The sequence below is a fragment of the Modestobacter lacusdianchii genome, assembly GCF_054177765.1.
This window is the reverse complement of the sequence record NZ_JBJJTJ010000003.1, coordinates 93,840-116,087: the sequence shown is the minus strand read 5'-3', so window position 1 is coordinate 116,087 and position 22,248 is coordinate 93,840. Positions and strand designations below refer to the sequence as shown.

General features: G+C 76.1%; 23 protein-coding genes. 12 read left to right on the top strand and 11 right to left on the bottom strand.

Annotated elements, in window-relative coordinates; translation table 11 throughout:
• The first annotated feature begins 349 nt into the window (after positions 1-349).
• From ACJTNH_RS03160 to ACJTNH_RS03140, 5 genes are all read left to right on the top strand, one after another.
• Positions 350-487, top strand: a complete 138-nt coding sequence (locus ACJTNH_RS03160; RefSeq protein ID WP_458172818.1) for a hypothetical protein — start codon at positions 350-352, stop codon at positions 485-487.
• A 234-nt stretch (positions 488-721) separates the two neighbouring features.
• Positions 722-1,972, top strand: coding sequence for a cytochrome P450 (locus ACJTNH_RS03155; protein ID WP_458172817.1), 1,251 nt, complete (start codon positions 722-724; stop codon positions 1,970-1,972).
• Positions 1,973-2,031: 59 nt separating this feature from the next.
• Positions 2,032-2,823 (top strand): alpha/beta fold hydrolase, encoded by a 792-nt coding sequence (locus tag ACJTNH_RS03150; RefSeq protein ID WP_458172816.1) that lies wholly within the window; start codon positions 2,032-2,034, stop codon positions 2,821-2,823.
• A gap of 11 nt (positions 2,824-2,834) precedes the next feature.
• Positions 2,835-5,120, top strand: a complete 2,286-nt coding sequence (locus ACJTNH_RS03145; protein WP_458172815.1) for a SpoIIE family protein phosphatase — start codon at positions 2,835-2,837, stop codon at positions 5,118-5,120.
• Between the two features lie 76 nt (positions 5,121-5,196).
• Positions 5,197-6,189: an Acg family FMN-binding oxidoreductase gene (locus ACJTNH_RS03140; protein ID WP_458172814.1), complete on the top strand. Its 993-nt coding sequence runs from the start codon at positions 5,197-5,199 to the stop codon at positions 6,187-6,189.
• A 66-nt stretch (positions 6,190-6,255) separates the two neighbouring features.
• Here the strand turns inward: ACJTNH_RS03140 and ACJTNH_RS03135 are convergent, their stop codons facing one another.
• Positions 6,256-8,586 (bottom strand): HelD family protein, encoded by a 2,331-nt coding sequence (locus ACJTNH_RS03135; RefSeq protein ID WP_458172813.1) that lies wholly within the window; start codon positions 8,584-8,586, stop codon positions 6,256-6,258.
• A 177-nt stretch (positions 8,587-8,763) separates the two neighbouring features.
• Between ACJTNH_RS03135 and ACJTNH_RS03130 the strand changes: the two genes are divergently transcribed.
• Positions 8,764-9,306, top strand: coding sequence for a GNAT family N-acetyltransferase (locus ACJTNH_RS03130; protein WP_458172812.1), 543 nt, complete (start codon positions 8,764-8,766; stop codon positions 9,304-9,306).
• Here the strand turns inward: ACJTNH_RS03130 and ACJTNH_RS03125 are convergent.
• The gene (locus ACJTNH_RS03125; protein ID WP_458172811.1) at positions 9,284-9,577 is read right to left on the bottom strand and encodes a DUF1905 domain-containing protein; all 294 of its coding nucleotides are present in this window, start codon (positions 9,575-9,577) and stop codon (positions 9,284-9,286) included. The two genes, ACJTNH_RS03130 and ACJTNH_RS03125, sit on opposite strands and share 23 nt — an antisense overlap.
• Before the next feature lie 49 nt (positions 9,578-9,626).
• Between ACJTNH_RS03125 and ACJTNH_RS03120 the strand changes: the two genes are divergently transcribed.
• Entirely contained in the window at positions 9,627-10,655 is a 1,029-nt protein-coding gene (locus ACJTNH_RS03120) for a helix-turn-helix transcriptional regulator (RefSeq protein ID WP_458172810.1), read from the top strand.
• A gap of 86 nt (positions 10,656-10,741) precedes the next feature.
• Here ACJTNH_RS03120 and ACJTNH_RS03115 read toward each other — a convergent pair whose 3' ends face one another.
• The 5 genes from ACJTNH_RS03115 to ACJTNH_RS03095 form a co-directional block, all read right to left on the bottom strand.
• Complete coding sequence (locus ACJTNH_RS03115) at positions 10,742-11,347, bottom strand: WHG domain-containing protein (RefSeq protein ID WP_458172809.1); 606 nt, start codon at positions 11,345-11,347, stop codon at positions 10,742-10,744.
• Positions 11,340-12,173: an alpha/beta fold hydrolase gene (locus ACJTNH_RS03110; protein ID WP_458172808.1), complete on the bottom strand. Its 834-nt coding sequence runs from the start codon at positions 12,171-12,173 to the stop codon at positions 11,340-11,342. Before ACJTNH_RS03110 ends, ACJTNH_RS03115 begins: the two co-directional genes overlap by 8 nt.
• Positions 12,174-12,261: 88 nt before the next feature.
• Complete coding sequence (locus ACJTNH_RS03105) at positions 12,262-12,837, bottom strand: mycothiol transferase (RefSeq protein ID WP_458172807.1); 576 nt, start codon at positions 12,835-12,837, stop codon at positions 12,262-12,264.
• 44 nt (positions 12,838-12,881) lie between these two features.
• Positions 12,882-13,304 (bottom strand): DUF1810 domain-containing protein, encoded by a 423-nt coding sequence (locus ACJTNH_RS03100; RefSeq protein ID WP_458172806.1) that lies wholly within the window; start codon positions 13,302-13,304, stop codon positions 12,882-12,884.
• 77 nt (positions 13,305-13,381) lie between these two features.
• Positions 13,382-13,633: a hypothetical protein gene (locus tag ACJTNH_RS03095; RefSeq protein ID WP_458172805.1), complete on the bottom strand. Its 252-nt coding sequence runs from the start codon at positions 13,631-13,633 to the stop codon at positions 13,382-13,384.
• A 126-nt stretch (positions 13,634-13,759) separates the two neighbouring features.
• Between ACJTNH_RS03095 and ACJTNH_RS03090 the strand changes: the two genes are divergently transcribed.
• From ACJTNH_RS03090 to ACJTNH_RS03080, 3 genes are read left to right on the top strand one after another with little or no spacing between them, the layout of a single operon-like run.
• Entirely contained in the window at positions 13,760-14,914 is a 1,155-nt protein-coding gene (locus ACJTNH_RS03090; protein WP_458172804.1) for an acyl-CoA dehydrogenase family protein, read from the top strand.
• Complete coding sequence (locus ACJTNH_RS03085) at positions 14,911-15,978, top strand: acyl-CoA dehydrogenase family protein (protein ID WP_458172803.1); 1,068 nt, start codon at positions 14,911-14,913, stop codon at positions 15,976-15,978. The genes ACJTNH_RS03090 and ACJTNH_RS03085 overlap by 4 nt, the downstream gene beginning before the upstream one ends.
• A 12-nt stretch (positions 15,979-15,990) precedes the next feature.
• Positions 15,991-16,638, top strand: coding sequence for a GNAT family N-acetyltransferase (locus tag ACJTNH_RS03080; RefSeq protein ID WP_458172802.1), 648 nt, complete (start codon positions 15,991-15,993; stop codon positions 16,636-16,638).
• A 33-nt stretch (positions 16,639-16,671) separates the two neighbouring features.
• Here the strand turns inward: ACJTNH_RS03080 and ACJTNH_RS03075 are convergent, their stop codons facing one another.
• The 3 genes from ACJTNH_RS03075 to ACJTNH_RS03065 all read right to left on the bottom strand — a co-directional run bounded on the left by ACJTNH_RS03075 (position 16,672) and on the right by ACJTNH_RS03065 (position 20,242).
• Positions 16,672-17,295, bottom strand: a complete 624-nt coding sequence (locus ACJTNH_RS03075) for a hypothetical protein (protein WP_458172801.1) — start codon at positions 17,293-17,295, stop codon at positions 16,672-16,674.
• 258 nt (positions 17,296-17,553) lie between these two features.
• Complete coding sequence (locus ACJTNH_RS03070; protein ID WP_458172800.1) at positions 17,554-18,606, bottom strand: IS110 family RNA-guided transposase; 1,053 nt, start codon at positions 18,604-18,606, stop codon at positions 17,554-17,556.
• Positions 18,607-18,859: 253 nt separating this feature from the next.
• Positions 18,860-20,242: an alkaline phosphatase gene (locus tag ACJTNH_RS03065; RefSeq protein ID WP_458172799.1), complete on the bottom strand. Its 1,383-nt coding sequence runs from the start codon at positions 20,240-20,242 to the stop codon at positions 18,860-18,862.
• 157 nt (positions 20,243-20,399) lie between these two features.
• On the opposite strand from ACJTNH_RS03065, the gene ACJTNH_RS03060 reads away from it, so the two are divergent.
• Entirely contained in the window at positions 20,400-20,996 is a 597-nt protein-coding gene (locus ACJTNH_RS03060; protein ID WP_458172798.1) for a TIGR03086 family metal-binding protein, read from the top strand.
• Here the strand turns inward: ACJTNH_RS03060 and ACJTNH_RS03055 are convergent.
• Positions 20,986-21,765 carry a hypothetical protein gene (locus tag ACJTNH_RS03055; protein ID WP_458172797.1) on the bottom strand — a complete coding sequence of 260 codons (780 nt, stop codon included), beginning with the start codon at positions 21,763-21,765 and terminating at the stop codon, positions 20,986-20,988. The genes ACJTNH_RS03060 and ACJTNH_RS03055 overlap by 11 nt on opposite strands.
• 227 nt (positions 21,766-21,992) lie before the next feature.
• Here ACJTNH_RS03055 and ACJTNH_RS03050 point away from each other — a divergent pair, with 227 nt between their 5' ends.
• Positions 21,993-22,238 (top strand): hypothetical protein, encoded by a 246-nt coding sequence (locus ACJTNH_RS03050; RefSeq protein WP_458172796.1) that lies wholly within the window; start codon positions 21,993-21,995, stop codon positions 22,236-22,238.
• Positions 22,239-22,248 lie beyond the last annotated feature (10 nt).

Here is a 22,248-nt window from a genome sequence, read left to right as displayed (position 1 = left end):
TGCCGCGACCGCTCCCGGACCTGCTGGGGTTCGCGGTCCGGGTGGTGGGCGACCCACCGGTCGACCTGCTGCTGTCCTCGGCCGGGAGCGGGCGGTGGACCCGTCGGGTGCCGGTGCTCCGGCGGGACGCCGCCTGTCCGTACGGATCGATCATGGCCTACCGCAGCGACGCCGGGCCGGTCTGGCTGACCGCCTCCCCGGAGGCGTCCGGCCTGCCGTCCGACCCCGCCGGCCTGACCGCCGCCGGCCCCGGCCTGCAGGTCACGCTCTGCGCCGCGATCGGTGCGGGCCCCTGGGAGCCCTTCGCCCGGATCACCCTCGGTGCCGCGGCGGAGCCACCCGCCCCCCGGTGCACTTCGACGCCGTGCTGCACGCCCCGCCCGGGTTGCGGGCCGACGGACCGCTGGCCCGGTTCCGCCGGCCGGCCTACGCCGCGGCCCGGCACGCGCTGGGGCAGCCGATGGCCGACGAACCGGACGGCCGGTGACCGGGCACGTCGTCGTCGTCGGCGCCGACCTGACCCGGCTGTCCTGCGACGACGTGCTGGTGCCCACCGACCGGTCGCGCTGCCGCCGGCTCCGGGTGCAGCTGGGCCGGCCACGAGGTGCTGCGGCTGCTGCGCCGGCTCGGCCACGGCGACGGCGGCGCAGCAGCCGGCCGGTGGCACGACGGGGCCGGGAACGGGTGGTTGTGCCGGTGGCGAGCTGGGCACGGGGTGCCCATGATCCGCAGGCCCCGCCTCGACGAGTCGATCCCGATGCTGGCCAAGGGCTACGCCTGGCTGCCCGACCGGCGCCGCGCCGCCGGGCGGGACACCGTGCGCACCCGGCTGATGGTGCGCCAGACGCTGGGCGTCGAGGGGCCGGGCGGAGCGCGGTTCCTGTACGACGAGCGCCACGTCCGGCGCAGCGGTGCGCTGCCCGAGCCGGTGGTGAGCACGCTGTTCGGCCACGGGGCGGTGCACACCCTGGACGGCGAGGCGCACCGGGTGCGCAAGTCGATGTTCGTCGACCTGCTGATGGAGCCCGAACGGGTCTGGCAGGCGGTCGGGTGCATCACCGAGGCCTGGGACGACGCGGTGCCCCGCTGGGCGGCGCAGGAGCGGGTGGTGCTGTTCGACGAGGCCGCCCAGGTGCTGACCCGGGGCATCTGCGCCTGGTCCGGCGTCCCGGTCACCGGCGAGGAGGTGCCGGCGCTGGCCCGGGACCTGACCACCATGGTGGACGGCTTCGCCACCGGCGCCCCGCGGCACTGGCGGGCCCGGCGGGCCCGGCAGCGACGGGAGGCCTGGCTGGCCGGCATCGTCGCCGACGTGCGTTCCGGTGCGCGCACCGCGCCGGCCGGGTCGGTGCTGGCGGCCGTGTCCGGGCACCGGGACTCCGAGGGGCAGCTGCTCGAGCCGCGGGTGGCGGCGGTCGAGGTGCTCAACGTGATCCGGCCGACGACGGCGATCTGCTGGTTCGTGGCCTACGCGGCGCACGCGCTGCACCGCTGGCCGCAGCACCGGGCGCGGCTGCGCGCCGGTGACCGGGCGTTCGCCGTCGCCTTCGCCCACGAGGTGCGCCGGTTCTACCCGTTCGCGCCGTTCATCGGCGGCCGGTCCCCGCAGGAGGTCGAGTGGGACGGCGAGCGGGTGCCGGCCGGCTCGATGGTGCTGCTGGACCTGTGGGGCACCGACCACGATCCGCAGCTGTTCCCCGAGCCGTTCGCCTTCCGCCCGGAGCGCTTCCTGGCCGGGGACGAGGTGCGCGAGATCGGTGCCTGGGAGCTGGTGCCGCAGGGGGCGGGTGACCCGCGCACCGGGCACCGCTGCCCGGGTGAGGACATCACCGTGGCGGTGCTCTCCGCGCTCGCCCTCCGGCTGGCCCGGCTGGAGTACACGCTGCCGGAGCAGGACCTGGACATCTCGCTGCGGCGCATCCCGTCCCGGCCGGCCAGCGGCGTGGTGCTCACCGACGTCCGGGCGGGCTGACCCGGTCCGACCGGTGCGGAGGCTGGTGACCAGGTGCCGGCGTCGCGTAGTTTCTGCACATGAGCGTCCGCACACGGAACGACGTCCGTGTCAGCGGCCAGGTCGGCGGCCGGCCGATGGTCTTCGCCCACGGGTACGGCTGCGACCAGATCATGTGGCGATTCGTCGCCCCCGACTTCGAGGTGGACCACCAGGTGGTCACCTTCGACCACGTGGGGTTCGGGGGCTCGGACCTGTCGGCCTACGACCCGGTGCGGTACGGCTCGCTGCGTGGCTACGCCGCCGACGTCGTGGAGGTCATGCGTGAGCTCGAGCTGACCGACGCCGTCTTCGTCGCGCACTCGGTCAGCGCCATGATCGGGGTGCTGGCCCACGCCGCCGCCCCGGAGCTGTTCGGCGCCATGGTGATGGTCGGCCCGAGCGCCCGGTACGTCGACGACGGGGACTACGTCGGCGGCTTCTCCCGGGAGCAGATCAAGGAGCTGCTGGCCAGCCTGGACGCCAACCACCTGGGCTGGTCGGCGACCATGGCCCCGGTGGTCATGGGCAACCCCGACCGCCCGGAGCTGGCCGCCGAGCTGACCAACAGCTTCTGCCGGACCGATCCCGACGTGGCGCGCCAGTTCGCCCGGGTCTCCTTCCTCTCCGACAACCGGGCCGACCTGCCCGGTGTCGACGTGCCCACCCTCGTCCTGCAGTGCTCCGAGGACGTGATCGCCCCGGAGACGGCCGGCCGGTACGTGCACGAGCACATCGCCGGTTCGGTGTTCACCCAGCTCGCCGCGACCGGTCACTGCCCGCACCTCAGCGACCCGGAGGAGACGACCGCCGCCGTCCGGGCCTGGTTGTGACGGCCTCCCACGTGGGCGCGACCGAGCGGCGTCACGCGGGGGAGCAGCGGGCGCATCTGGACCAGCTCCTGGACGACGACCCCGCCGACCTGTACGAGAACGCGCCCTGCGGGTACCTCTCGACCCTGCCGGACGGGACGATCGTCAAGGTCAACCGGACGATGTGCACCTGGCTGGGGCTCCCCGCCGAGCAGGTGCTGCGCACCCGGCTGCGCGACCTGCTCAGCACCGGTGGGCAGGTCTTCCACGACACGCACCTGGCGCCGCTGCTGCGGATGCAGGGCGCCGTGCGCGAGGTCGCCCTCGACGTCGTCCGGGCGGACGGCTCGCTGCTGCCCTGCCTGGTGAACGCGGTGGAGGTGCGCGGCCCCGACGGGCAGGCGCTGATGGTCCGCGCCACGCTGTTCGAGGCGACGGCGCGGCGCCGGTACGAGCGGGAGATCCTCACCGCCCACCGGGTGGCCGAGGCCTCGGAGGCGCGTTCCCGGACGCTGCACCAGGTGGTCGTCGAGCTGGCCGGGGCCACCTCGGTGGCCGACGTCGCCGCGGTCGTGGTGCAGCAGGCCCGCTCGGCGCTGCGGGCCCGGGGAGCGGCGTTGCTGCTGGTCGACGAGGGCGAGCCCGGCCCGGCTCCGGTCGCCGGGGGCCCGACCCCCGCTCCGGAGCCGGAACTGGTCCTGACCCGCAGCGACGGGCTGCCCGTCGAGCTGCTGACCGAGCTGGCCACCGCGGCGGGTGGCCGGATCGCGCTGGAGCTGGCCGAGGGGCTGCGGGTCGTGGCCGTCGACCAGCGGCTGCACGAGCGCCGTCCCCGGATCGCCGCCGCCCTGGAGGCGGCGCAGCTGTGGACGATGGTCGTCGTCCCGGTGGTGGCGGCCGACACCCGCCGCCTCGGTGTCCTGGTGCTGGGGCTCGGGGGTCCGGACGACGGCGAGCTGATCGACCTGGACGCCCCCGAGGCCGGCGAGCTCTCCGACGGTGACGTCGAGCTGCTCGGGACGCTGGGGCGCCAGGCCGGTCAGGCGCTGGAGCGCGCCAGGCTGCGCGAGCAGACCGTCCGGCAGGCCGAGCGCTCGGCCTTCCTGCTGCACGCCGCCCGGCAGATGGCCGGGGCGACCGGGGTGGGCGAGACGGTCGAGCGACTGGCCGACCTGGCCGTGCCCCGGCTGGCCGACGTCTGCCTGCTCGACCTGGTGACCGAGCACGGGGCGCGCCGGGTCGTGGCCCGGCACGGCGACCCGGGGCGGCAGCACGTGGTCGACGCCCTGCTGGAGTGGGCACCGCCGGCCCGGGAGCTGCCCTACCCCGCCCAGCGGGCACTGGCCGAGGGGCGCACCCAGTGGCTGGTCGCACCGGACGACGCCTGGCTCGCCGGGGTCGTGCGCGACCCGCGGGAGCTCGCCGCCGTGCAGCAGCTGGAACTGGCCAGCATCGTCAGCGTCCCGCTGGTCGCGGAGGGGCGGTCGCTGGGGGCGCTGACCCTGAGCACCGACCGGCGTCGCGGCCCGTTCACCGCCGGCGACGTCGAGGTCGTCGAGCAGCTGGCCCACCAGGTGTCGCTGGTGATGGCCACGGCGCAGCGCTACGAGCTGGAGGCGCGCACCTCGCACACCCTGCAGGCCACGCTGCTGCCCCCGCCGCCGCCCCGGGTCCCGGGGACGACCGTGGCGGTGCGGTACCTGGCCGCCACCTCCGGCGTGGAGATCGGCGGTGACTTCTACGACGTGGCGCCGCTGCCCGGTGACCACGTGGCCATCGCGGTCGGCGACGTCGTCGGGCACGACATCACCGCCGCGGCCACCATGGGCCAGCTGCGCAGCGTCTACCGGGCGCTGCTGGTCGAGGCGCCGGCGCCGGCCGCGGTCATCGACCGGCTGCAGGCCAGCTGGCCGCTGCTCGGGCTGCAGCGGATGGCCACCGCGCTGTTCGCCACCCTGGACCTGCCCACCGGTCTGCTGCACGTCGCCTCGGCCGGGCACCCCCCGCCGCTGCTGATCGCCGACGGCCGTGCGGAGTACCTGCCGGTGCGGCCCAGCCGGATGCTGGGTGCCCCGCCCGCGGCGGCGGTCGAGTGGTCCGGCGTCGTCCCGCCCGGCGCGACGCTGGTGCTGTTCACCGACGGGTTGGTCGAGAGCCGCACCAGCGACATCGACGCCGGGCTGGGCCGGCTGCGGGCGGCCGCGGAGCGCCGGGCATCCGTCGACCCCGACGAGCTGTGCGACCGGCTGCTCGCCGACCTGGCCGGCACGCACCGCGCCGACGACATCGCCCTGCTGGCCCTCACCCGCGACGCCTGACCGGAGCCCCGGTGCGCACCGCCCGGCGGTGACTGGGCAAGCTGGCGGTGCAGAGTGCGTACCGCGAGGAGGCAGCATGCTGGACGAGGCACAGTGGACCCGGGTCGTGGCGGCCGCGGTGCGGGCACCGTCGATCCACAACACCCAGCCCTGGACGTTCACCGCGACCGGCGACCGGCTGCAGGTGCACCTCGACCCCTCCCGGGCGCTCCCCGCGATCGACCCGACCGGCCGCCAGCAGGTGCTCAGCTGCGGCGTCGCGGTGCACTTCGCCGTCGTCGCGCTGGCCGCGGCCGGGTTCCCGGCGACCGTCGAGCTGGCCCCGGACCCCGCCGACCCCGACCACCTGGCCACCGTCACGGTGGTCGGCACCCGCGAGCCGACCACCGAGCAGCGTGAGCTGGCCGCGGCGATCGAGCGCCGGCACACCGACCGGTCGCCGTTCCTGCCCCGACCGGTGCCCGCCGAGCTCATCGACCGGTTCCAGGAGGAGATCGGCTGGGACGGCGTCTGGTTGCAGCCGGTGACCCGCGAGGAGGCGGAGGTCGCCACGGTGGCGCTGCTGGACCGGGTCGAGCAGCTGGAGCAGGGCGACCCGGCCTACCTGGCCGAGCTGGCCGCCTGGACCCGCACCGACCCGCACGCCCCGGACGGCGTCCCGGTCGACGCACTGCCCGCCGGGGACCGCGCGCAGCGACCGTCGAACTGGCTGGTGCGCGAGTTCGTCGTCCCCGAGCACGGCGCCGCGGGCGCCGCGCCGGCTCCCGACGACCCCCCACCCGCGGTCGAGCGGCCCACGGTGCTGCTGCTGGGCACGATGGTCGACGACCGGCTGGGCTGGCTGTGGGCCGGTCAGGCGCTGGGCCGGCTGCTGCTGCGGGCCACCGCCGCCGGGCTGGTCACCTCGCCGCTGACCCAGGCGCTGGACCAGTCCTGGGCCCGGGCGCGGCTGTCGCATGAGCTGTCCCTGGTCGGGCACCCGCAGATGCTGCTGCGGGTCGGCTGGCCGGCCGGTGAGGCGACCGCCAGCGGACGCCGCCCGGTGGCCGAGGTGCTGCGGGTCGTCTGACCCGGCGAGTGCGCAGTTCCGGTCGCCGACCCGCGGCGGCACGCCGTGGGCAGCGACCGGAACTGCTCAGTCGAGCTGCGCCGGCGGGTCGGTCAGCCGGTCCAGCACCGCGGGCAGCTCGCCGGGGTGCAGCACGACCAGCCGCTGGGTGGCGCGGGTGAGCGCCACGTAGAGGTCGCTGTGCCCGCGGACGCCCTCGGCGAGCACGGCAGCGGGGTCGACCAGCAGCACCGAGTCGAACTCCAGGCCCTTCGCCTCGGCCGGCACCAGCACCACCGGGGCCCGGTCGGGGTCGGGCTGGGGCGGCAGCGCGTCGGCGACGGCCCGGACGGCGGCCGTGGCCCGGCTCGGCGGCACGATCACCGCGACCGTGCCGCCGAGGGCGGCGAGCTCGGCGGTGCGGGCGGCGACCCAGGGCAGCAGGTCCGCCTCGGCCACCTGCTCGGCGACCGGCGGGTTGCCGCTGCTGCGCACCGACTGCGGGGCCGCGGTGACCGCGTCGCTCGCGGCGAGCACGTCGGCGGCGACGGCCATGATCTCGGTGGGCGTGCGGTAGTTGACGGTCAGCTCGGCCAGCCGCCAGTGGTCGCCGACCGAGGGCCGCAGCGCCTCGTCCCAGGCCGACGCGCCGGCCAGGCTGCCGGTCTGGGCCAGATCACCGACGACGGTCATCGACCGGGTCGGGCAGCGGCGCACCAGCAGCCGCCAGGCCATCGCCGACAGCTCCTGCGCCTCGTCGACGACCACGTGCCCGAAGGTCCAGGTGCGGTCGGCGGCGGCCCGCTCGGCGGTGGTGCGGTAGTCGACCTCGGAGCTGCGCTCGGCCAGCGCCTCGGCGTCCAGCAGGTCGCCGGCGGTGAGCTCCTCGCCCTCCTCGTCGTCCTCCAGGTCGGTGGAGCGGGAGCCGTACAGCATGTCCAGGGTGTCCTGGGCCTCGGCGCGGGCCTGCCGCCGGCGCCGCGCCTCGCGGGCCCGCTCGGCGCTGTCGTCGTGGCCGAGCAGCTCGTCGGCCTCCTCCAGCAGCGGCACGTCCGCCGGGGTCCACGGGCTGCCGGCCGGGCGGGCGAGCAGGGCGCGGTCGGCGTCGCTCCAGCCGCGGGTGGCGGCCTTGATCCGGGCGGGGGAGTCGTAGAGGTCGGTGAGCAGCTGCTCGGGGGTGAGCACCGGCCACAGCTCGTCGACCAGCGCCCGCACGGCCGGCTCGGTGGCCACCTCGTCGCGCAGCGACTCGACGTCGCGGTGGTCGAGCAGCTCGCCGCCGTCCCGGACGTCGCCGCTGATCCGGCCGACGTACCGGTCGGTGATCAGCTGGGCCAGTGCCCGGGCGAACGCCGGCCGGCCGAGGTTGTGCAGCCGGGACGCGCGCCGGCCGGCGGTGCGGACGCCGTTGAGGTCGGCCGGCCGCAGGGTGATCCGCACGCCGTCGATGACCAGCTCGCGGCCGGTGCGGGGCACCGTCTGCCGGGCGCGCACCGCCGAGGTCAGCACCTGCACCATGGCCAGCCGGCCCTTGACCTCGGCGACCTCCGGCGCCTCGGTGCCCTGGGCGTCCAGGCCGGGGCGCAGCTGGCCGAGCCCGGCGAGCAGCACGCCGGTCTCGCCGAGGGAGGGCAGCACGTCGGCGATGTAGCGCAGGAACGTCGGGGTGGGGCCGACGACCAGCAGCCCGCTGCGGGCCAGCCGGTCGCGGTGGGTGTAGAGCAGGTAGGCCGCGCGGTGCAGCGCGACCGCGGTCTTGCCGGTGCCCGGGCCGCCCTGCACGACGAGCACCCCGCGGGCGTCGCTGCGGATGATCGCGTCCTGCTCGGCCTGGATGGTGGCGACGATGTCGGTCATCCGGCCGGTGCGCTCGGCGGTCAGCGCGGCCATCAGCGCCGCCTCCCCGGTGAGCGCCGGGCCGTCGGTGGCCGTCGGGTCGACCGAGAGCACCTCGTCGTGCACCGCGGTCACCGTGCGGCCGCGCAGCCGGACGTGCCGGCGGCGCACCACGCCCTCGGGGCGGAAGGGGGTCGCGGTGTAGAACGGCCGGGACGCCGGTGCGCGCCAGTCGACCAGCGCGGGGTCGCCGGCCGGGTCGTCGGCGGGCAGCCCGACCCGGCCGATGTAGAGCGGCTGCGGCTGCTCCTCGCGGTCCAGCCGGCCGATGACCAGCGCGTGGTCGGCGGCGTCCAGGGCGGTGATCCGGGCGGACTGGAAGCGGGCGGCGGCCTCCCGCTCACCGAGGGACTGCGGGTTGATCACCGGCATCGCCAGCGCCTGCTTGAAGCGGTGCACCGCGTGGTCCCGGTTGGCGTCGAGCCGGCGGTAGAGGTCGGTGACGGCGACCTGCTCGGCCGCCAGCTCCGGGTCTGCCCCGGCCGCCGGGTCGGTCGTGGCGCGGGGGGAGGTGCTCGACACCGGGCGCGGTCTCCTCGGGACGGGGGAAGCAGAGGGCCGCACCGGCAGGCCGGGACCGGCCTGCCCGTCGCGCGACGACGGCGTCCACCTTGTCACGTCCTGGCGGTCGATCCGGCGCGACGGGGCGCGGTCCACGGGCTGCCGCTCGTCCGGCCGGCGCCCGGGCACGATCGTGGCATGACCACGGGGGCGGGCGGGCCGGTGCCGATGGCGCTGCGGATCGAGACCGAACGCCTGCTGCTCACCCCGGAGGGGCCGGCGGACGCCGACTGGTTCACCGAGCTGCTGGACGCCCGCGGCACCGGCGTGCACACCCGGGACGACGCGCTGGCCCGGATCGCCGCCATGACCGGGACGATCGCGTCGACCGGCATCGGCGTGCTGGTGCTGCGCCGCCGCTCGGACGGCGCGGCGCTGGGCTACTGCGGTCTGGTCGTCGGCCGCGGGTCGCTGGAGGAGCCGGAGCTGGCCTACGAACTGCTGCCCGCCGCGCACGGCCACGGGTACGCCACCGAGGCCGCGCGGGCGGTGCTCGCCGCTGCCTTCGCCACCGGCCGCACGCGCATCTGGGCGACCGTGCGGGCCTGGAACGCACCGTCACTGCGGGTGCTGGCGAAGCTCGGCTTCCGCCGCGACCGCAGCTCCAGCGACGAGGCCGGGGAGCTGATCTGGCTCGTGCGCGACGCCCAACCGGTGGTCAGCGGGGGCCGGGCACCGTGAGCCGGGCGGCGACGGTGTCGCCCAGGTCGAGCTGCTCGGCCCGGCGGACGGCGTCCTTGACCGGCAGCAGGTAGCGGCCGTCCTTGGGCCACAGCGAGGTCTGCCAGCTGGTGGCGCCGATCCGGGCCCGCACCGGCACCATGCCCCAGCCGTAGGTGACGGCCCGGGCCACCTCGTGCAGCCGGTCGCACTCGTCGTCCGGCACGGTCAGGAAGTGGAACGGTGCCGGCCCGCGCCAGTGCCAGATCGCGCCGCTGAACTCCAGTTCCATCCCGGTGCCCGCTTCCCTGTCGTCGGTCAGGCGGGCAGGCTACGGTCCGATGCGGACGAGACGCGTCCGGATGGGCGGGGTCGTCATGGGCCGGGTGGCCGGGGGCCGGGTCGTGCGACCGGACGGGAACCCCACGGCGCGGGCGCTGATCGCCCTCGAGGTGCTGCAGGGCCGGCCGGGCATCACCGCCGCCGCGCTCGCCGCCGAGCTCGGCGTCTCCGACCGGGCCGCCCGCCGCTACGTGGCCACCCTGCGGGAGGCCGGCATCCCGATCGAGTCCGAGCGGGGCCCGCACGGCGGCTACCGGGTGGGCCGGGGGCTGCGGCTGCCGCCGCTGGTGTTCACCGCCACCGAGGCGCTCGGGCTGGTGATGGCGGTGCTCGACGGCCACCACGACGCCGGGGACCGCACCGACCCGGTGGGCAGCGCGCTCGGCACGATCCTGCGGGCGCTGCCCGAGTCGGTGGCCGCCCAGGCGGAGGCGGTGCGCCGCAGCACGGCGCCGGCGGTGGACCGGTCGGCCGCCCGCCCCGACCCGGCGACCACCAGCGCGCTGGTGCAGGCCTGCGCGGACCGGCGGCGGGTACGGCTGGGCTACCGCTCCGAGGCCGGCACCGAGTGGACCGCCGAGGTCGACCCGTGGGCGGTCGTCGTCCGGCACGGCCGCTGGTACCTGCTCTGCCATGCGCACTCAGCCGGCGCCCGGCGGGCCTACCGCGTCGACCGGGTCCGGGGCGTCGAGCGGCTGGCGCAGACGTTCACCGTCCCGGCGGGCCTGGACCCGGTCGCCGAGCTGGAGGACCACCTCGCCGTCGGCTGGGAGTACGCGTGCGAGGTGCTCGTGGACGCACCGCTGGACCGGCTGACCCCGTGCGTGCCGCGGTCGCTGGGCCGGCTGACGGCGGTCGATGCGACCACGAGCCGGCTGGTCGGCAGCACGAGCAACCCGTGGTGGTACGCCGAGCAGCTCGCCGCGCTGCCCGCGCCGTTCCGGGTGCTGGGCGGCCCCGAGCTGCGGCACACCACCCGGGAGCTCGGCCGGCGGATGCTCGCCGCCACCGAGCCGCCGGCCGGCTGACGGGTCCGCCGTCCGGTCGGGCGGTGCACCGGCCGGTCCTGCACGGCGGCTCGGCAGCGGCCCTCAGTGGTGGCCGCTGGTGGTGGTCATGTCGTCCTCTCCGCGGAACCGGCGCTGGTCGTGGGGTGGAGGGCGCTGCGCAGGCCGCGGTCGAGGAGGTCGACGAGCCACTCGAAGCTCTCGTCGACGTCGGCGGACCACTGGAAGCCGTTCGCGGACTGCAGCGTGGCGAAGCCGTGCAGCGCGCTGCGCACCGTGCGCAGGGCGTGGTCCCGGTGCCCGGGCCCGACGGCGTAGGAGTCGAGCACCGCAGAGAACGCCTCGAGCAACCGCAGCCCAGCGAGCGCGATCGGGTCGTCGGGTCCGGTCGGCTCGACGCCGATGGTGGCCGCGTACCGGCCCGGGTGGGCGACCACGAAGTCGCGGAACGCGCCGGCGGCGGCACCCAGCGCGTCCCGGCCCGCGCGCCCCTGGGTGGCGGTGCCGACCGCATGGGCCGCCTCGTCGAGGGCGAGTGCGGCGATCGCGCGGTTGAGGTCCTCCTGGCCGGCGACGTGCTTGTACAGCGACGGGGTGCGCACGCCCACCCGCTCGGCGAGCCGGCCCATGGTCAGGCCGGCGAAGCCGATCTCGTCGGCGAGCGCGGCCCCGGCCGCGACGACCGCGGCCTGGTCGAGCCCGGCCCTAGGCACGCGCGGCCGCCAGGAACGGCAGCACCAAGGCGCTCACCTGGTCGGGGAACTGGACGTGCGGGTAGTGCCCGGCGCCGTCGACCACCGCCAGCCGCCCCAGCCCGGCCGGCAGCGCGGCCACGATCGCCTCGCCCTCGGCCTGCGGTGAGGCCCAGTCGGGGTCCAGGCTGCCCTGCACGACCAGCACCGGGCAGCGGACGTCGGCCAGCCGCTCGCCGGCGTCGGCGGGGGTGCCCTTGCCCATCTGCTGCACGGCCGCCATCCGGCCCGGCTCGCGCAGCATCGCCTCGATCCGGTCGAGCCGGGCGTCCCAGTCCGCCGGCTTCGGCCCGGGGTAGGCGACCTCCAGGTACCGGCGCCACTGCCCGGTGCTGCCGAGCAGTGCGGTGCCGAGCAGGTGCCGCATGCCGCGCCGGAACCGGGCCACCCGCAGGTCACCGAGGCGGATCTGCTGCCTGCGGGTGAACGGCGCCAGCTCCACCACCGCGGTGACCAGAGCCGGGGCCTGCGCCGCGGCGATCGTGACGGCGCCACCGGAGATGGAGTGGCCGACCAGCACGGCCGGGCCGCCCAGGTGCTCCACCAGCGCGAGGAGGTCACCGGCGATGTCCGTCCGGGTGTAGGACGGCCAGCCGACGCTGGACTCCCCGCAACCGCGCAGGTCGACGGCGGCGACCCGGTACCCGGCCGCGACGAGGGCCGGTGCGAGGAAGCGGTAGGCCTCGCGGCTGTCGCCCATGCCGTGGGCGAGCACGACGAGGTCCCCGGCGTCGCCGGTCACCTCGTAGGCGAGAGTGCCGCCGTCGACGGTCAGGTGCTCGGTCATGTCTGCCTCCTGGCTGGCTAACGCTGTTAGCCATAAGCTAACTCCGTTAGCCGACAGTTGGCAACCCTCGGTCGCGCCGGGTCGTCGGTCAGCCGACCGGCAGCCGGCCCACCCGCGGTCGCCAGCCGGCCGGCGGGTCCTCACCGACCAGCCCGTCGACGGCCTCCCGGAGCAGGTCGGCGTGCCCGGCGTGCCGGCCGTACTCCTCGATCAGGTCGCACACCAGCCGGCGCAGGCCGACCGGTTCGTCGTCCGGGCCGGTCAGGTGCACGTGCTGGTCGAGCCCACCGTCGGCCACTGCGGCGGTGAACCGCCGGCGTGACCGGGCGACCGCGTCGTCCCACCAGGCGTAGAGCTGTTCGGGGCTGTCGTCGGCGGCGGAGGTGAACGGCCAGTCGTCGTCGCCGGCCCAGATCGACTCCCACGGCTCACCGATCCGCGCGCCGCTCAGCCGCTGGGCGGAGACGTCGTCCTCGACGACGGCCAGGTGCTTGAGCAACCCGCCGAGGGTGAGATCGGACGCGCCGATCCGGGTCTGCAGGCCGGCGGCGTCCAGGTCGGCGGCCTTCCACCGGAAGGTGGTGCGCAGCCGGTCCAGGGCACCGAGCAGGTGCTCGGCCTCGGTGCCGTCCATCGGTGGTTCCCAGGGGGTCACGTCGCTCATGGCGGCACCGTAGGAGCGGTTGCGGACGATCGGCGTCCGGTCGGTCAGAGCCGGGAGGTCGTCTCCGGGTCGCGGTCGCCCGCGCAGTACTGCTCGAGCACCTGCCCGAACACCGGGTCGTCGGAGACGGAGGCGAACAGCGTCATCGACGAGCGCAGCTTGCGTGCGTCGATCTCGCCGAGGACGGCGACCGGGTCGTCGCTGTCCAGACCGGTGAGCACCTGGGCGCACTCGCGCAGCCGCGGGCCGAGCACCGGGTGCCCCAGGTACGCGCGGGCCTCGTCGGCGCCGCTGATCGCGTACCGCCGGGCCATCTCGCTGCTGCCCAGGCCGGTCAGCTGGGGGAGGACGAACCACATCCAGTGGCTGGTCTTCCGCCCGGCGCGCAGCTCGGCCAGTGCCCGGTCGTACGTGCCGCCGCCCTCCTGGGCGTCGACGAACCGCTGCAGGTCGAAGGGGTCGCTCATCGGTGGCTCCCGGGGTCGGTGGCTGGGCGGCCAGTGCACCACGTCCGGTGGCACCGCTCAGGGCCCGGTCGCGCCGGTCAGGGCCCGGTCGTCGCCTCGTGGTCGCCGAAGACGGCGCGCAGCCGCTGGTTCAGCGCGTCCAGGGCCTCGCGGAGCGCCACGTCGTCGCCGGGCTCGGGCAGCAGGCCCAGCCGCCGGAACCGCTCGGCCAGCCGGCCGGACAGGTGGTCGGGCACGTCGCCGGCGAGCAGGTGCGCCTCCAGCACGGCGAGCAGCCCGATCAGCACCGCCACGTCCTCCGGGGCGACGGCACGGGGGGTCGCGTTCATCCCCGGAGCGTGCGACCGCTGTCCGGTGGGCGCAAGGCCCTGCGGACCCTCCCGACGAGTGCTGCTGCGCCGCGCCCTGTAGAACCGACACCGGACCGAGCACCACACCGACGTGGGGAGCACCGCATGGGCAGCAACTCGTTGACGCTGGCGCCCGCGCCGCGCTCGGCGGCCGCGGAGGAGGTGCGCGCCGAGGTCCGCGAGTTCCTCGCCGCCGAGCTGGCCGCCGGCACCTTCACCACGCACGTCGACACCTGGCTCTCCGGGGTCGACCCGGCGTTCTCCCGCAAGCTCGGCGAGCGCGGCTGGCTGGGCATGACCTGGCCGAAGCGCTACGGCGGGCACGAGCGCACGGCGATGGAGCGCTACGCCGTCACCGAGGAGCTGCTCGCCGCCGGCGCCCCGGTCGCGGCGCACTGGATCGCCGACCGGCAGTCCGGGCCCAACCTGCTGCGCTACGGCACCGAGGCGCAGCGCACCGAGATCCTGCCGCGCATCGCCGCGGGGGAGTGCTACTTCGTGATCGGGATGAGCGAACCCGACAGCGGCTCGGACCTCGCCTCCATCCGCACCCGGGCCACCCGCAACGGCGACGGTGACTGGGTGGTCAACGGCGCCAAGGTGTGGACGTCGAACGCGCACACCAGCCACTACGCGATCACCCTGGTGCGTACCTCGCCGGCCGACCCGGCCAGCCGGCACGCGGGGCTGTCGCAGCTGCTGGTCGACCTGTCGCTGCCCGGCATCACCGTCAACCCGATCCGGATCCTGGACGGCGGCCACCACTTCAACGAGGTGGTGTTCGACGACGTCGTCGTCCCCGGCGACATGCTGCTGGGGGAGGAGGGCGCGGGCTGGCACCAGGTGACCGCGGAGCTGGCCTTCGAGCGGTCCGGGCCGGAGCGCTTCCTGTCGACCTACCCGCTGATCGCCGAGTTCGCCCGGCGCGCCGCCGACCCGGCGCAGCTGGCGGCCCTCGGCCGGATCTCCGCCCGGCTGCTCGCGCTGCGCCAGCTGTCGCTGCGGATCGCCGGCGCGCTCGACCGCGGCGAGCTGCCCGACATCCCGGCCGCGCTGGTCAAGGACGTGGGGACGACGTTCGAGGCCGACGTGATCGACGAGGTGCGCCGGGCGGTCGACGTCCCGGCGTCGCTGGACTCACCCGACCCGCTGGGCCGGGCGCTGGCCGAGGCACAGCTGCACGCGCCGGGCTACACGCTGCGCGGCGGCACCAACGAGATCCTGCGCGGGATCGTGGCACGAGGGCTGGGGCTCCGATGACCTCCTCCGACGTGGACCTGGTGGTCGAGACCGTCCGGGACATCCTGACCGGGCACGAGCCGTTCGTGCTCACCCCCGACCGGCCGTGGGACGCTGGGCTGTGGTCGGCGCTGGCCGAGGCCGGGCTGACCGGAGTCGGGGTGCCCGAGGAGGCCGGCGGCTCGGGCGGCGAGCTCGCCGACGCGGTCGCGATCGTGGGGGCGCTGGCCGCCGGTGCGGCGGCGGTGCCGGTGGCCGAGCAGCTGCTGGTGGCCGCCCCCGCCGTCCTGGCTGCTGACCTGGACCTGCCCGCGCCCGAGGAGCCGCTGTCGATCGCCGTCGGCGGCGCGGTCACCGCCGAGCCACGGGACGACGGCGACGGCCCGGGCAGCTGGACGCTGACCGGCACCGCCACCGACGTCGCCTGGGCCGGGGTCGCCCAGCACCTCGCCGTCCTCGCCACGAGCCCGGTCGGCCCGGTGCTGGCGCTGGTGCACGTCGCCGGCCGGGAGGTCACCTCCGCGGCGAACCTGGCCGGTGAGCCGCGCGGCTCGCTGGTGCTGCAGGGGGTGACCGCGCCGGGTGCGCTGCTCACCGAGGCGCAGGCCGAGCAGCTGCGGGCCCGGTACGCCCTCGCCCGGGCGGTGCAGCTGTCCGCGGCGCTGCAGCAGGTGCTGGCCTGGACGGTGCAGTACGCCGGCGAGCGGCAGCAGTTCGGCCGGCCGCTGGGGAAGTTCCAGGCGATCCAGATGGAGCTGGCCGAGATGGCCGGTGAGGTGACCGCGGTGGCGGCGCTGGTCGACGCGGCGGTGCAGGCGGTGGAGCGCGGGGAGTCGCCGGTGCTGGCCTGCGCGGCGGCCAAGGTGCGCGCCGGGGCCGCGGTCGAGGTGGTGGCGAGGCTGGCCCACCAGGTGCACGGCGCGATCGGCTTCACCCAGGAGCACCGGCTGCACCACCTCACCCGGCGCTGCTGGTCGTGGCGGGACGAGGCCGGCACCGAGACGGCGTGGGCCGGGGTGCTCGGCGCCGGCCTGCTCGCCGACGGGCCCGACGCTCTGTGGCCGGCGCTGACCCGGGTGGTGTGACGAAGGACCCCCGTGCCCCCCACCACTCGCAAGCTCGCGGCGGGCCCCTGCACGGGGGCCGTGGTCCGGCCGTACCGGCGCAGCGACCGGGCGGCGGTCTACGACGTCTGCGTGCGCACGGCCGACGCCGGCGGTGACGCCCGCCGCCGGTGGTCGACCGACGACCTGATGCCCGACCTGTTCGCCGGGCCGTACGTCGACCTCGAGCCCGAGCGGGCCTTCGTGCTGGACGACGGCGGGCAGGTCGTCGGCTACGTGCTGGGCACCGCGGACACCGCCGGCTTCGTGGCCGCCTGGCGGGCGAGGTGGCTGCCCCGGCTGGCCGGTCGGTACCCGGCACCACCGGACCCGCCGCGCACGCCGGAGGAGGCGATGGTGGTGCTGCTGCGCCGGCCGGAGCGGATGCTCGTGCCCGAGCTCGCCGGCCACCCGGCGCACCTGCACGTCGACCTGCTGCCGCAGGCGCAGGGCGCCGGCTGGGGGCGGGTGCTGATCGAGGCGTTCACCGGCGCCGTCGCCGCGGCCGGGGCGCCGGGCGTGCACCTGGGCGTGGACCCGGCCAACACCCGGGCCCTGGGGTTCTACGCCCGCCTCGGGTTCACCCAGATCGCCGTCCCCGGTGCGACGGGCGTCGTGTACCTCGGTCGCCCCACCACCTGACCCCGCCCCGCGCGCGGGGTCAGGGGAGCCCGGTCAGACGGTCTCGGGGACCCGCAGGTGGGCGACGGCCAGGTCGAGGTCGGTGACCTCGGTGATCCGGCCGCCCATCGCCCGGGCGTACTGCTCCCGCACCGCGTCGGCGCGCTGACCGGCGACCAGCATCGCCTCCCGGTCGGCGTAGGCGACGGCCAGCACGGTGTTGCCGGAGACCCGGTCGATGAGCAGGCTCGCGCTGCAGAACCCGGTGAGCTCCTCGATCCGGGGCAGCAGGCCCATCCGGAACGTGGCGACGTCGTCGTCCAGGGCCGACGGGTCGGGCCGCGTGCTCCAGACCAGCCGGCAGACGGCGTCCGGGCCGGTCGGCTGCGCCCGGTGCAGCACCGCGATCTCCCACTGCGCCACCACCGGCACCGCACCCAGCAGCTTCCCGAGCCGGGCACGGTCGGGGCGCATGCTCTCCGCGCTGGCCAGCATCGCCTGCTCGTCGGCCCAGCCGCTGGTGACGATGCACCGGCCGGTGCGGCGGCCGACGAGCATGGACAGCCCGGTGCAGCCGTCCAGGTCGGTCGCGGCCGGCAGCCACTCGTCGCGGACGAAGGCGATCGCCTGGTCGACCCGCCTGGGGTCGCCTCGCAGCGTGGCGGTCCGTGCGTACATCCGCAGCTCTCCTCCCGGACGGCGGTGCTCCGGCAGGGCCTCGGCAGCGCTGCCGTGAGGCGAACTGTGCTCGCTCGGTACCGGGGACGGCGCGCCGACGACGGCTGCCGCGCGCGGTGACCGGGCGGGTCACCACCCTCCGCGTGCGGGTGGCTGCGGAGGGCCGCCCGCCCCCGAGAGTGGCGGCCCACCGCGGCCGGGTCAGTCCAACACGACCGCCGGCCCTCGGCCCGGCGCTGGGGACGCTCCTATGCCGCGTCAAGCCGCCATCGGTGGTGATTCGAGGTGTCGGTAGAGCTCTCGGGCGATGTACCGCTTGAGGCAGCGTTTGATCTCTCGGTCGGTCTTGCCCTGGGTGCGGCGGCGGTCGGCGTAGGCGCGGGTGCGCTCGTCGCGTTGCAGCCGGGTGAGGGTCACGGTGTGCAGGGCCCGGTTGAGCTGGCGGTCACCGGATCGGTTGAGCCGGTAGCGCACGGTCTTGCCCGAGGACGCCGGGATGGGCGCGGTGCCGGCGAGCATCGCGAAGGCGGCGTCGTTGCGGCAGCGGCCGGGGTGGGACCAGGCGGTGAGCACGGTGGCGGCCACGATCGGGCCGACCCCGGTCAGTTCGAGCAGGTCCGGCCGCCAGGACCGCACGATCGCGCGGATGGCCTTTTCGTGGTCGAGTGCTTCGGCCTCGAGGAAGCGGATGCGGCCGGCCAGGTCGTGCAGCACGGTCAGCGCGGTGATCACCTCGATGTCGCCGTTGCTGGCGCCAGGCCGCAGTCTCGTGGCGGTGGTGATCATGGCGCGGGTGGTCTGGCCGCGGAACCGGGCGCGCACCGTCTCCGGCGCGGTGATGACCATCGCCAGCAGCTGCCGCTGGCCGGTGCTGGCGGCCTCGACGGCGGCGCGGCGGGTGGTCAGGAGCATCTGCAGCGCGGCCCGCTCCGGGCCGGTCTTGGGCTGGGCCAGCCGGGTCCGGGCCAGGGCATCACGGGCAGCGCGTTCGGCGTCGATCGGGTCGGACTTGGCCCCGGCTCGCCGTGCGGGGCGCTTGGGCCGGTCCAGCTCGATGACCAGTTCACCGGTTTCGCCGAGGTGGCGGGCCAAGCCGGCTCCGTAGCCGCCGGTGCCCTCCATTGCCCAGGCCCGCAGCCCCGAGTGCTGCTCGGCCAGCTCGACCAGCGCCTGGTAGCCGTCGGGATCGGCGGTGACCGTCACACGGGCCAGCACCCCGCCGGTGCGGGCATCGAGCACTGCGGCGGTGTGGGTGTCCTTGTGTGTGTCGACGCCGATGACGACCTCGACCAGCTCTGCCAGCATGGACATGCGTTCTTCTCCTTGACCGGTGGGACGCAGCAGGTCCCGGTCCGGTGCGGAGATGGCAGGACTGTGATGAGACACGCCAGCGCCAACTGGCGGTCAAGCTCCTGATCAGGCCAACGTCTCCGGCCGGGCCGGTGCCGGCAACAACGAGCGGACAAGTCCCGTCAAGGGCACGAAGCCAGTCAGACCAAGAGTCACGCTCGCCGCTGCCGGCCGTCAGCTCATCACCGATGAACCGACCCGGCCAGACTCACAGTCAGCCCAGCAGGACCTCCCGCATCACCTCGTGCAGGTGGGTGTTGGGCTGGTAGCCGCCGAGGGCCTCGCTGCCGGGCCCCTCCGCGGTCAGCACCGTGGGCACCCCGGTGTGCCCGGTCGTCGTCCAGTCGAGGGCGAAGTCGTGCTCCTCGGCGCCGGCGACGGTGAACGGACCGTCCTCACCGGACTCGGTCTCGCCGTCGATCGGCGCCTCCTGCTCGAGGGTGCCGTTGGGCCCGCTCTCGTCGGTCGGGTCGACGTCCTCGATGCTGAGCCCGCCGCACTCGTGGTCACCGGTGACGATCAGCAGCGTGTCCGGGTGCTCGGCGACGAACGCCCGGGCGACCTCGACCGCGGCGTCCAGCGACCGCATGGCCTCGAGCACCCGCGCACCGTTGTTGACGTGGCTCATCTCGTCGACGGCCTCCTCCTCGACGAGCAGGAAGAAGCCGTCCTCGTCCTCGGACAGGACGTCGAGTGCCCGGGTGGTCATGTCGGCCAGGGAGACCTCCGGGTCGAACTCGTCGCCCTGCCCCTCGGGCCGCTGCTGGAACATCTCCTCGTTGGCGAAGAGCCCGAGCAGCTGGTCGGCGTCACTGGCGGCGAGCTCCTCGGCGGTGCTGACGTGGTCGTAGCCCAGCTCCTCCGCCTGCTCGACGAGGTCGCCCTGGGTGCTGCGGGAGACCTCCGGGTCCTCGGTGTCCCCGGTGCGCGGGGCGTGCTCGCCCTCGTCGCCGGCCGGCAGCCACCAGTCCTCGCCGCCGCCCAGGACGACCTGTGGCCGGCTCACCTCCAGGTACTGCCGGGCGATGTCGTCCTGCGCGTAGCGGTCGGTGGAGTTGCTGAAGAACGCGGCCGGGCTGGCGTCGGTGACCTGGGTCGTGGTCACCAGCCCGGTGGACAGGCCGGCCTGCGCCGCCTCGGTGCCCAGGGGGAGGAGCGGCTCGCCGTCGACGTCCACGCTGATCGCCCCGTTGTAGGTCTTCACGCCGGTCGCCCAGGCGCTCGCGGCGGCGGCCGAGTCGGTGACGGTGTCCTCCGGGTCGCGGGCATCGGTCGTCTGCAGTCCCGCGACGGGCAGGGAGTCCATCGCCAGCCGGCCGTCGAACCCCTCCTGGTCCAGCCTCGCCGCCTCCCGGTGGGCGGCGCCCATGCCGTCGCCGTTGACGAAGATGACGCTGCGCCCCTCGTGCCGGTGGCCGCCGCCGGGGCCCTGGCCGTGTCCGCCGTCGTGCCCGCCGCCGTGGCTGTGGCCACCGCCCTGCGGGTCACCGCCGGCGACGGCTGCCGACGGCAGCAGGACGACGACGCCCCCGACCAGCGTGGCGGCCGCGGCGATGGCCAGGCCGGGGCGGGGACGGCGGGATGGTGTGGTCGACATGGCTCCCCCTCGATGCGGGCGACGGTGCCCGCGGGTGCGTGCGGTCGGTGGCCTCGCTGGGTCCTGCGGTCGAGCTGCGAGCAGCCTGCGCGCCTGCCGCGCGACGCACCAGCGCGTGCCGGCGGTGAGTTCCCGGGCCCGCGCCGGTCTGACCTGCATGACGACGACGACGGACCTCGACCTGAGCCCTGCAGCTGCCGAGCTCACCCGCGTGGTGGCTGCGGTGCGCGACGACCAGCTCACCCACGCCACGCCCTGCGCGGACACCTCCGTGGCCGGGCTGCTCGCCCACGTGCACGGGCTCGCCGTAGGGCTGCGGATGGTGGCGGAGAAGCAGCCGGACGTCGGGACGCCGGCCGGCGGGGCGGAGGCGCTGCCGGCCGACTGGCGCGCCCGCATCCCGCACGAGCTCGGTGCGCTCGTGGCCGCCTGGCGGGAGCCGGCCGCCTGGGAGGGGGTCGCCGAGGGCGCCGGGGTGGTGCTGCCGGCACCGGTCTGGGCGCGGGTGGTGCTCGACGAGCTGGTGGTGCACGGCTGGGACGTGGCGGTGGCGGTCGGCGCCGGCTACGACCCGGACCCGGCGAGCGTCCAGGTGTGCCTGGACTTCGTCGGCGACCGCTCCGACGCGCCCGCCGACGAGGCGCCCGGCCTCTTCGGTCCGGCCGTGCCGGTGGCGCCGGACGCCCCGCCGCTGGACCGGCTGCTGGGGGCGACCGGGCGCGACCCGCGCTGGGCGGCCCCGGTCAGCCGCTGACGCCGGGGCGGCCGGCGGCGGTGTGCCGGCGCCACTCGTCGGTCGCCTCGCCGAGGGCCACCGCGGTGGTCAGCCGCAGGGTGCCGGCCAGCCACACCAGGAGGTCGTGCAGCCGCAGCCGGGTGAGCGGCCGGCCGAGCAGCTCGGCGACGGCGGCCTCCAGTGCGGTGAAGGCGGCCGGGTTGGCGCGCAGCTCGCGGTGCACCACCGCGGCGACGCTGCTGTCGCCCTCCCGCAGGTGCGCCACCGACTGCAGCCAGGTGGCCCGGCTCAGCAGCGGCACGAGCGCCGGGTGCCGGTGGTGCAGTGCGGCGACGACGTACCCGGCCTGCCGGCCGGGCAGCTCGCCGAGTCCGCGCAGCGCGGCGCCGACGGTGCCCGGCTCGCCGAGCACGGACAGCTCCTCGTCGGGCAGCTCCCAGAACGCCCGGCCGGCCGCGCGGGCGGTGAGTGCATCGGCGGCCGGCTGCACGTCGTCCAGGCAGGTGCGCACCGCGCTCCAGCCGTCCGGGTCGAGCCGGCCGTGCAGCCCCTCGGCGACCAGCACGTCGTCGTCCCCGAGCGGGCCGGTGGGCACCGGGCGGGCGTCGAAGCGGTCGTGGCCGAACGCGGGCACCTGCACCCACCGGCCCTCGCGCTCGTTGGGGGAGCGGTACCGCAGTGGCCGCCGGCCGCGGGCGTAGCCGAGGACGGCGGCCAGCGCCGTGCTCCCGGGCAGGGGGTCGGGGCCCGCGCTGGGCAGGTGGAGGGCCAGCTCGTCGAGGGGCACGAGAGCCGGTACGGACGGTGGAGCCACCAGTGCGCCGCCTCTCCTGACACCACCGGGCGCTGCGGTCCGGACGCTGGTCAGCCAACCAGCTGCGCGGGCCCCCCGCGCGTTCCGCCGTTGCACGGGACGGCCCCGTCGGGGCCGGCGGCCGGTCGGCGCATGCCCCGGCCCTGCGGTGGGCAGGCCGGTGGGGAGGGCCGAACGTCGGTCCGATCGGAGGAACGACCATGCGCACGACGACGAAGACGCTGGCCGGCCTGCTCATGGCCGGTGGCCTGGCGCTCACCGGCTGCAGCGACGCCGCGGACACCGAGGTCGAGGTCCCGACGGTCGACGTCCCCGAGACCATCGGTCCGGACACGCTCGACGGCGAGGGCGGCGGCGAAGGTGAGGGCGGCGGCGAAGGTGAAGGCGGCGGCGAAGGTGAGGGCGGCGGCGAAGGCGGCGGCGAAGGTGAGGGCGAGGACGGCTGACGCGCGCCGC

Coding starts and splice junctions, on each gene's coding strand:
- ACJTNH_RS03155 (WP_458172817.1), top strand. CDS start 722: ATGATCCGCAGGCCCCGCCTCGACGAGTCGATCCCGATGCTGGCCAAG.
- ACJTNH_RS03150 (WP_458172816.1), top strand. CDS start 2,032: ATGAGCGTCCGCACACGGAACGACGTCCGTGTCAGCGGCCAGGTCGGC.
- ACJTNH_RS03140 (WP_458172814.1), top strand. CDS start 5,197: ATGCTGGACGAGGCACAGTGGACCCGGGTCGTGGCGGCCGCGGTGCGG.
- ACJTNH_RS03130 (WP_458172812.1), top strand. CDS start 8,764: ATGACCACGGGGGCGGGCGGGCCGGTGCCGATGGCGCTGCGGATCGAG.
- ACJTNH_RS03125 (WP_458172811.1), bottom strand. CDS start 9,577: ATGGAACTGGAGTTCAGCGGCGCGATCTGGCACTGGCGCGGGCCGGCA.
- ACJTNH_RS03120 (WP_458172810.1), top strand. CDS start 9,627: ATGCGGACGAGACGCGTCCGGATGGGCGGGGTCGTCATGGGCCGGGTG.
- ACJTNH_RS03110 (WP_458172808.1), bottom strand. CDS start 12,173: ATGACCGAGCACCTGACCGTCGACGGCGGCACTCTCGCCTACGAGGTG.
- ACJTNH_RS03105 (WP_458172807.1), bottom strand. CDS start 12,837: ATGAGCGACGTGACCCCCTGGGAACCACCGATGGACGGCACCGAGGCC.
- ACJTNH_RS03100 (WP_458172806.1), bottom strand. CDS start 13,304: ATGAGCGACCCCTTCGACCTGCAGCGGTTCGTCGACGCCCAGGAGGGC.
- ACJTNH_RS03095 (WP_458172805.1), bottom strand. CDS start 13,633: ATGAACGCGACCCCCCGTGCCGTCGCCCCGGAGGACGTGGCGGTGCTG.
- ACJTNH_RS03090 (WP_458172804.1), top strand. CDS start 13,760: ATGGGCAGCAACTCGTTGACGCTGGCGCCCGCGCCGCGCTCGGCGGCC.
- ACJTNH_RS03085 (WP_458172803.1), top strand. CDS start 14,911: ATGACCTCCTCCGACGTGGACCTGGTGGTCGAGACCGTCCGGGACATC.
- ACJTNH_RS03075 (WP_458172801.1), bottom strand. CDS start 17,295: ATGTACGCACGGACCGCCACGCTGCGAGGCGACCCCAGGCGGGTCGAC.
- ACJTNH_RS03070 (WP_458172800.1), bottom strand. CDS start 18,606: ATGTCCATGCTGGCAGAGCTGGTCGAGGTCGTCATCGGCGTCGACACA.
- ACJTNH_RS03065 (WP_458172799.1), bottom strand. CDS start 20,242: ATGTCGACCACACCATCCCGCCGTCCCCGCCCCGGCCTGGCCATCGCC.
- ACJTNH_RS03060 (WP_458172798.1), top strand. CDS start 20,400: ATGACGACGACGACGGACCTCGACCTGAGCCCTGCAGCTGCCGAGCTC.
- ACJTNH_RS03050 (WP_458172796.1), top strand. CDS start 21,993: ATGCGCACGACGACGAAGACGCTGGCCGGCCTGCTCATGGCCGGTGGC.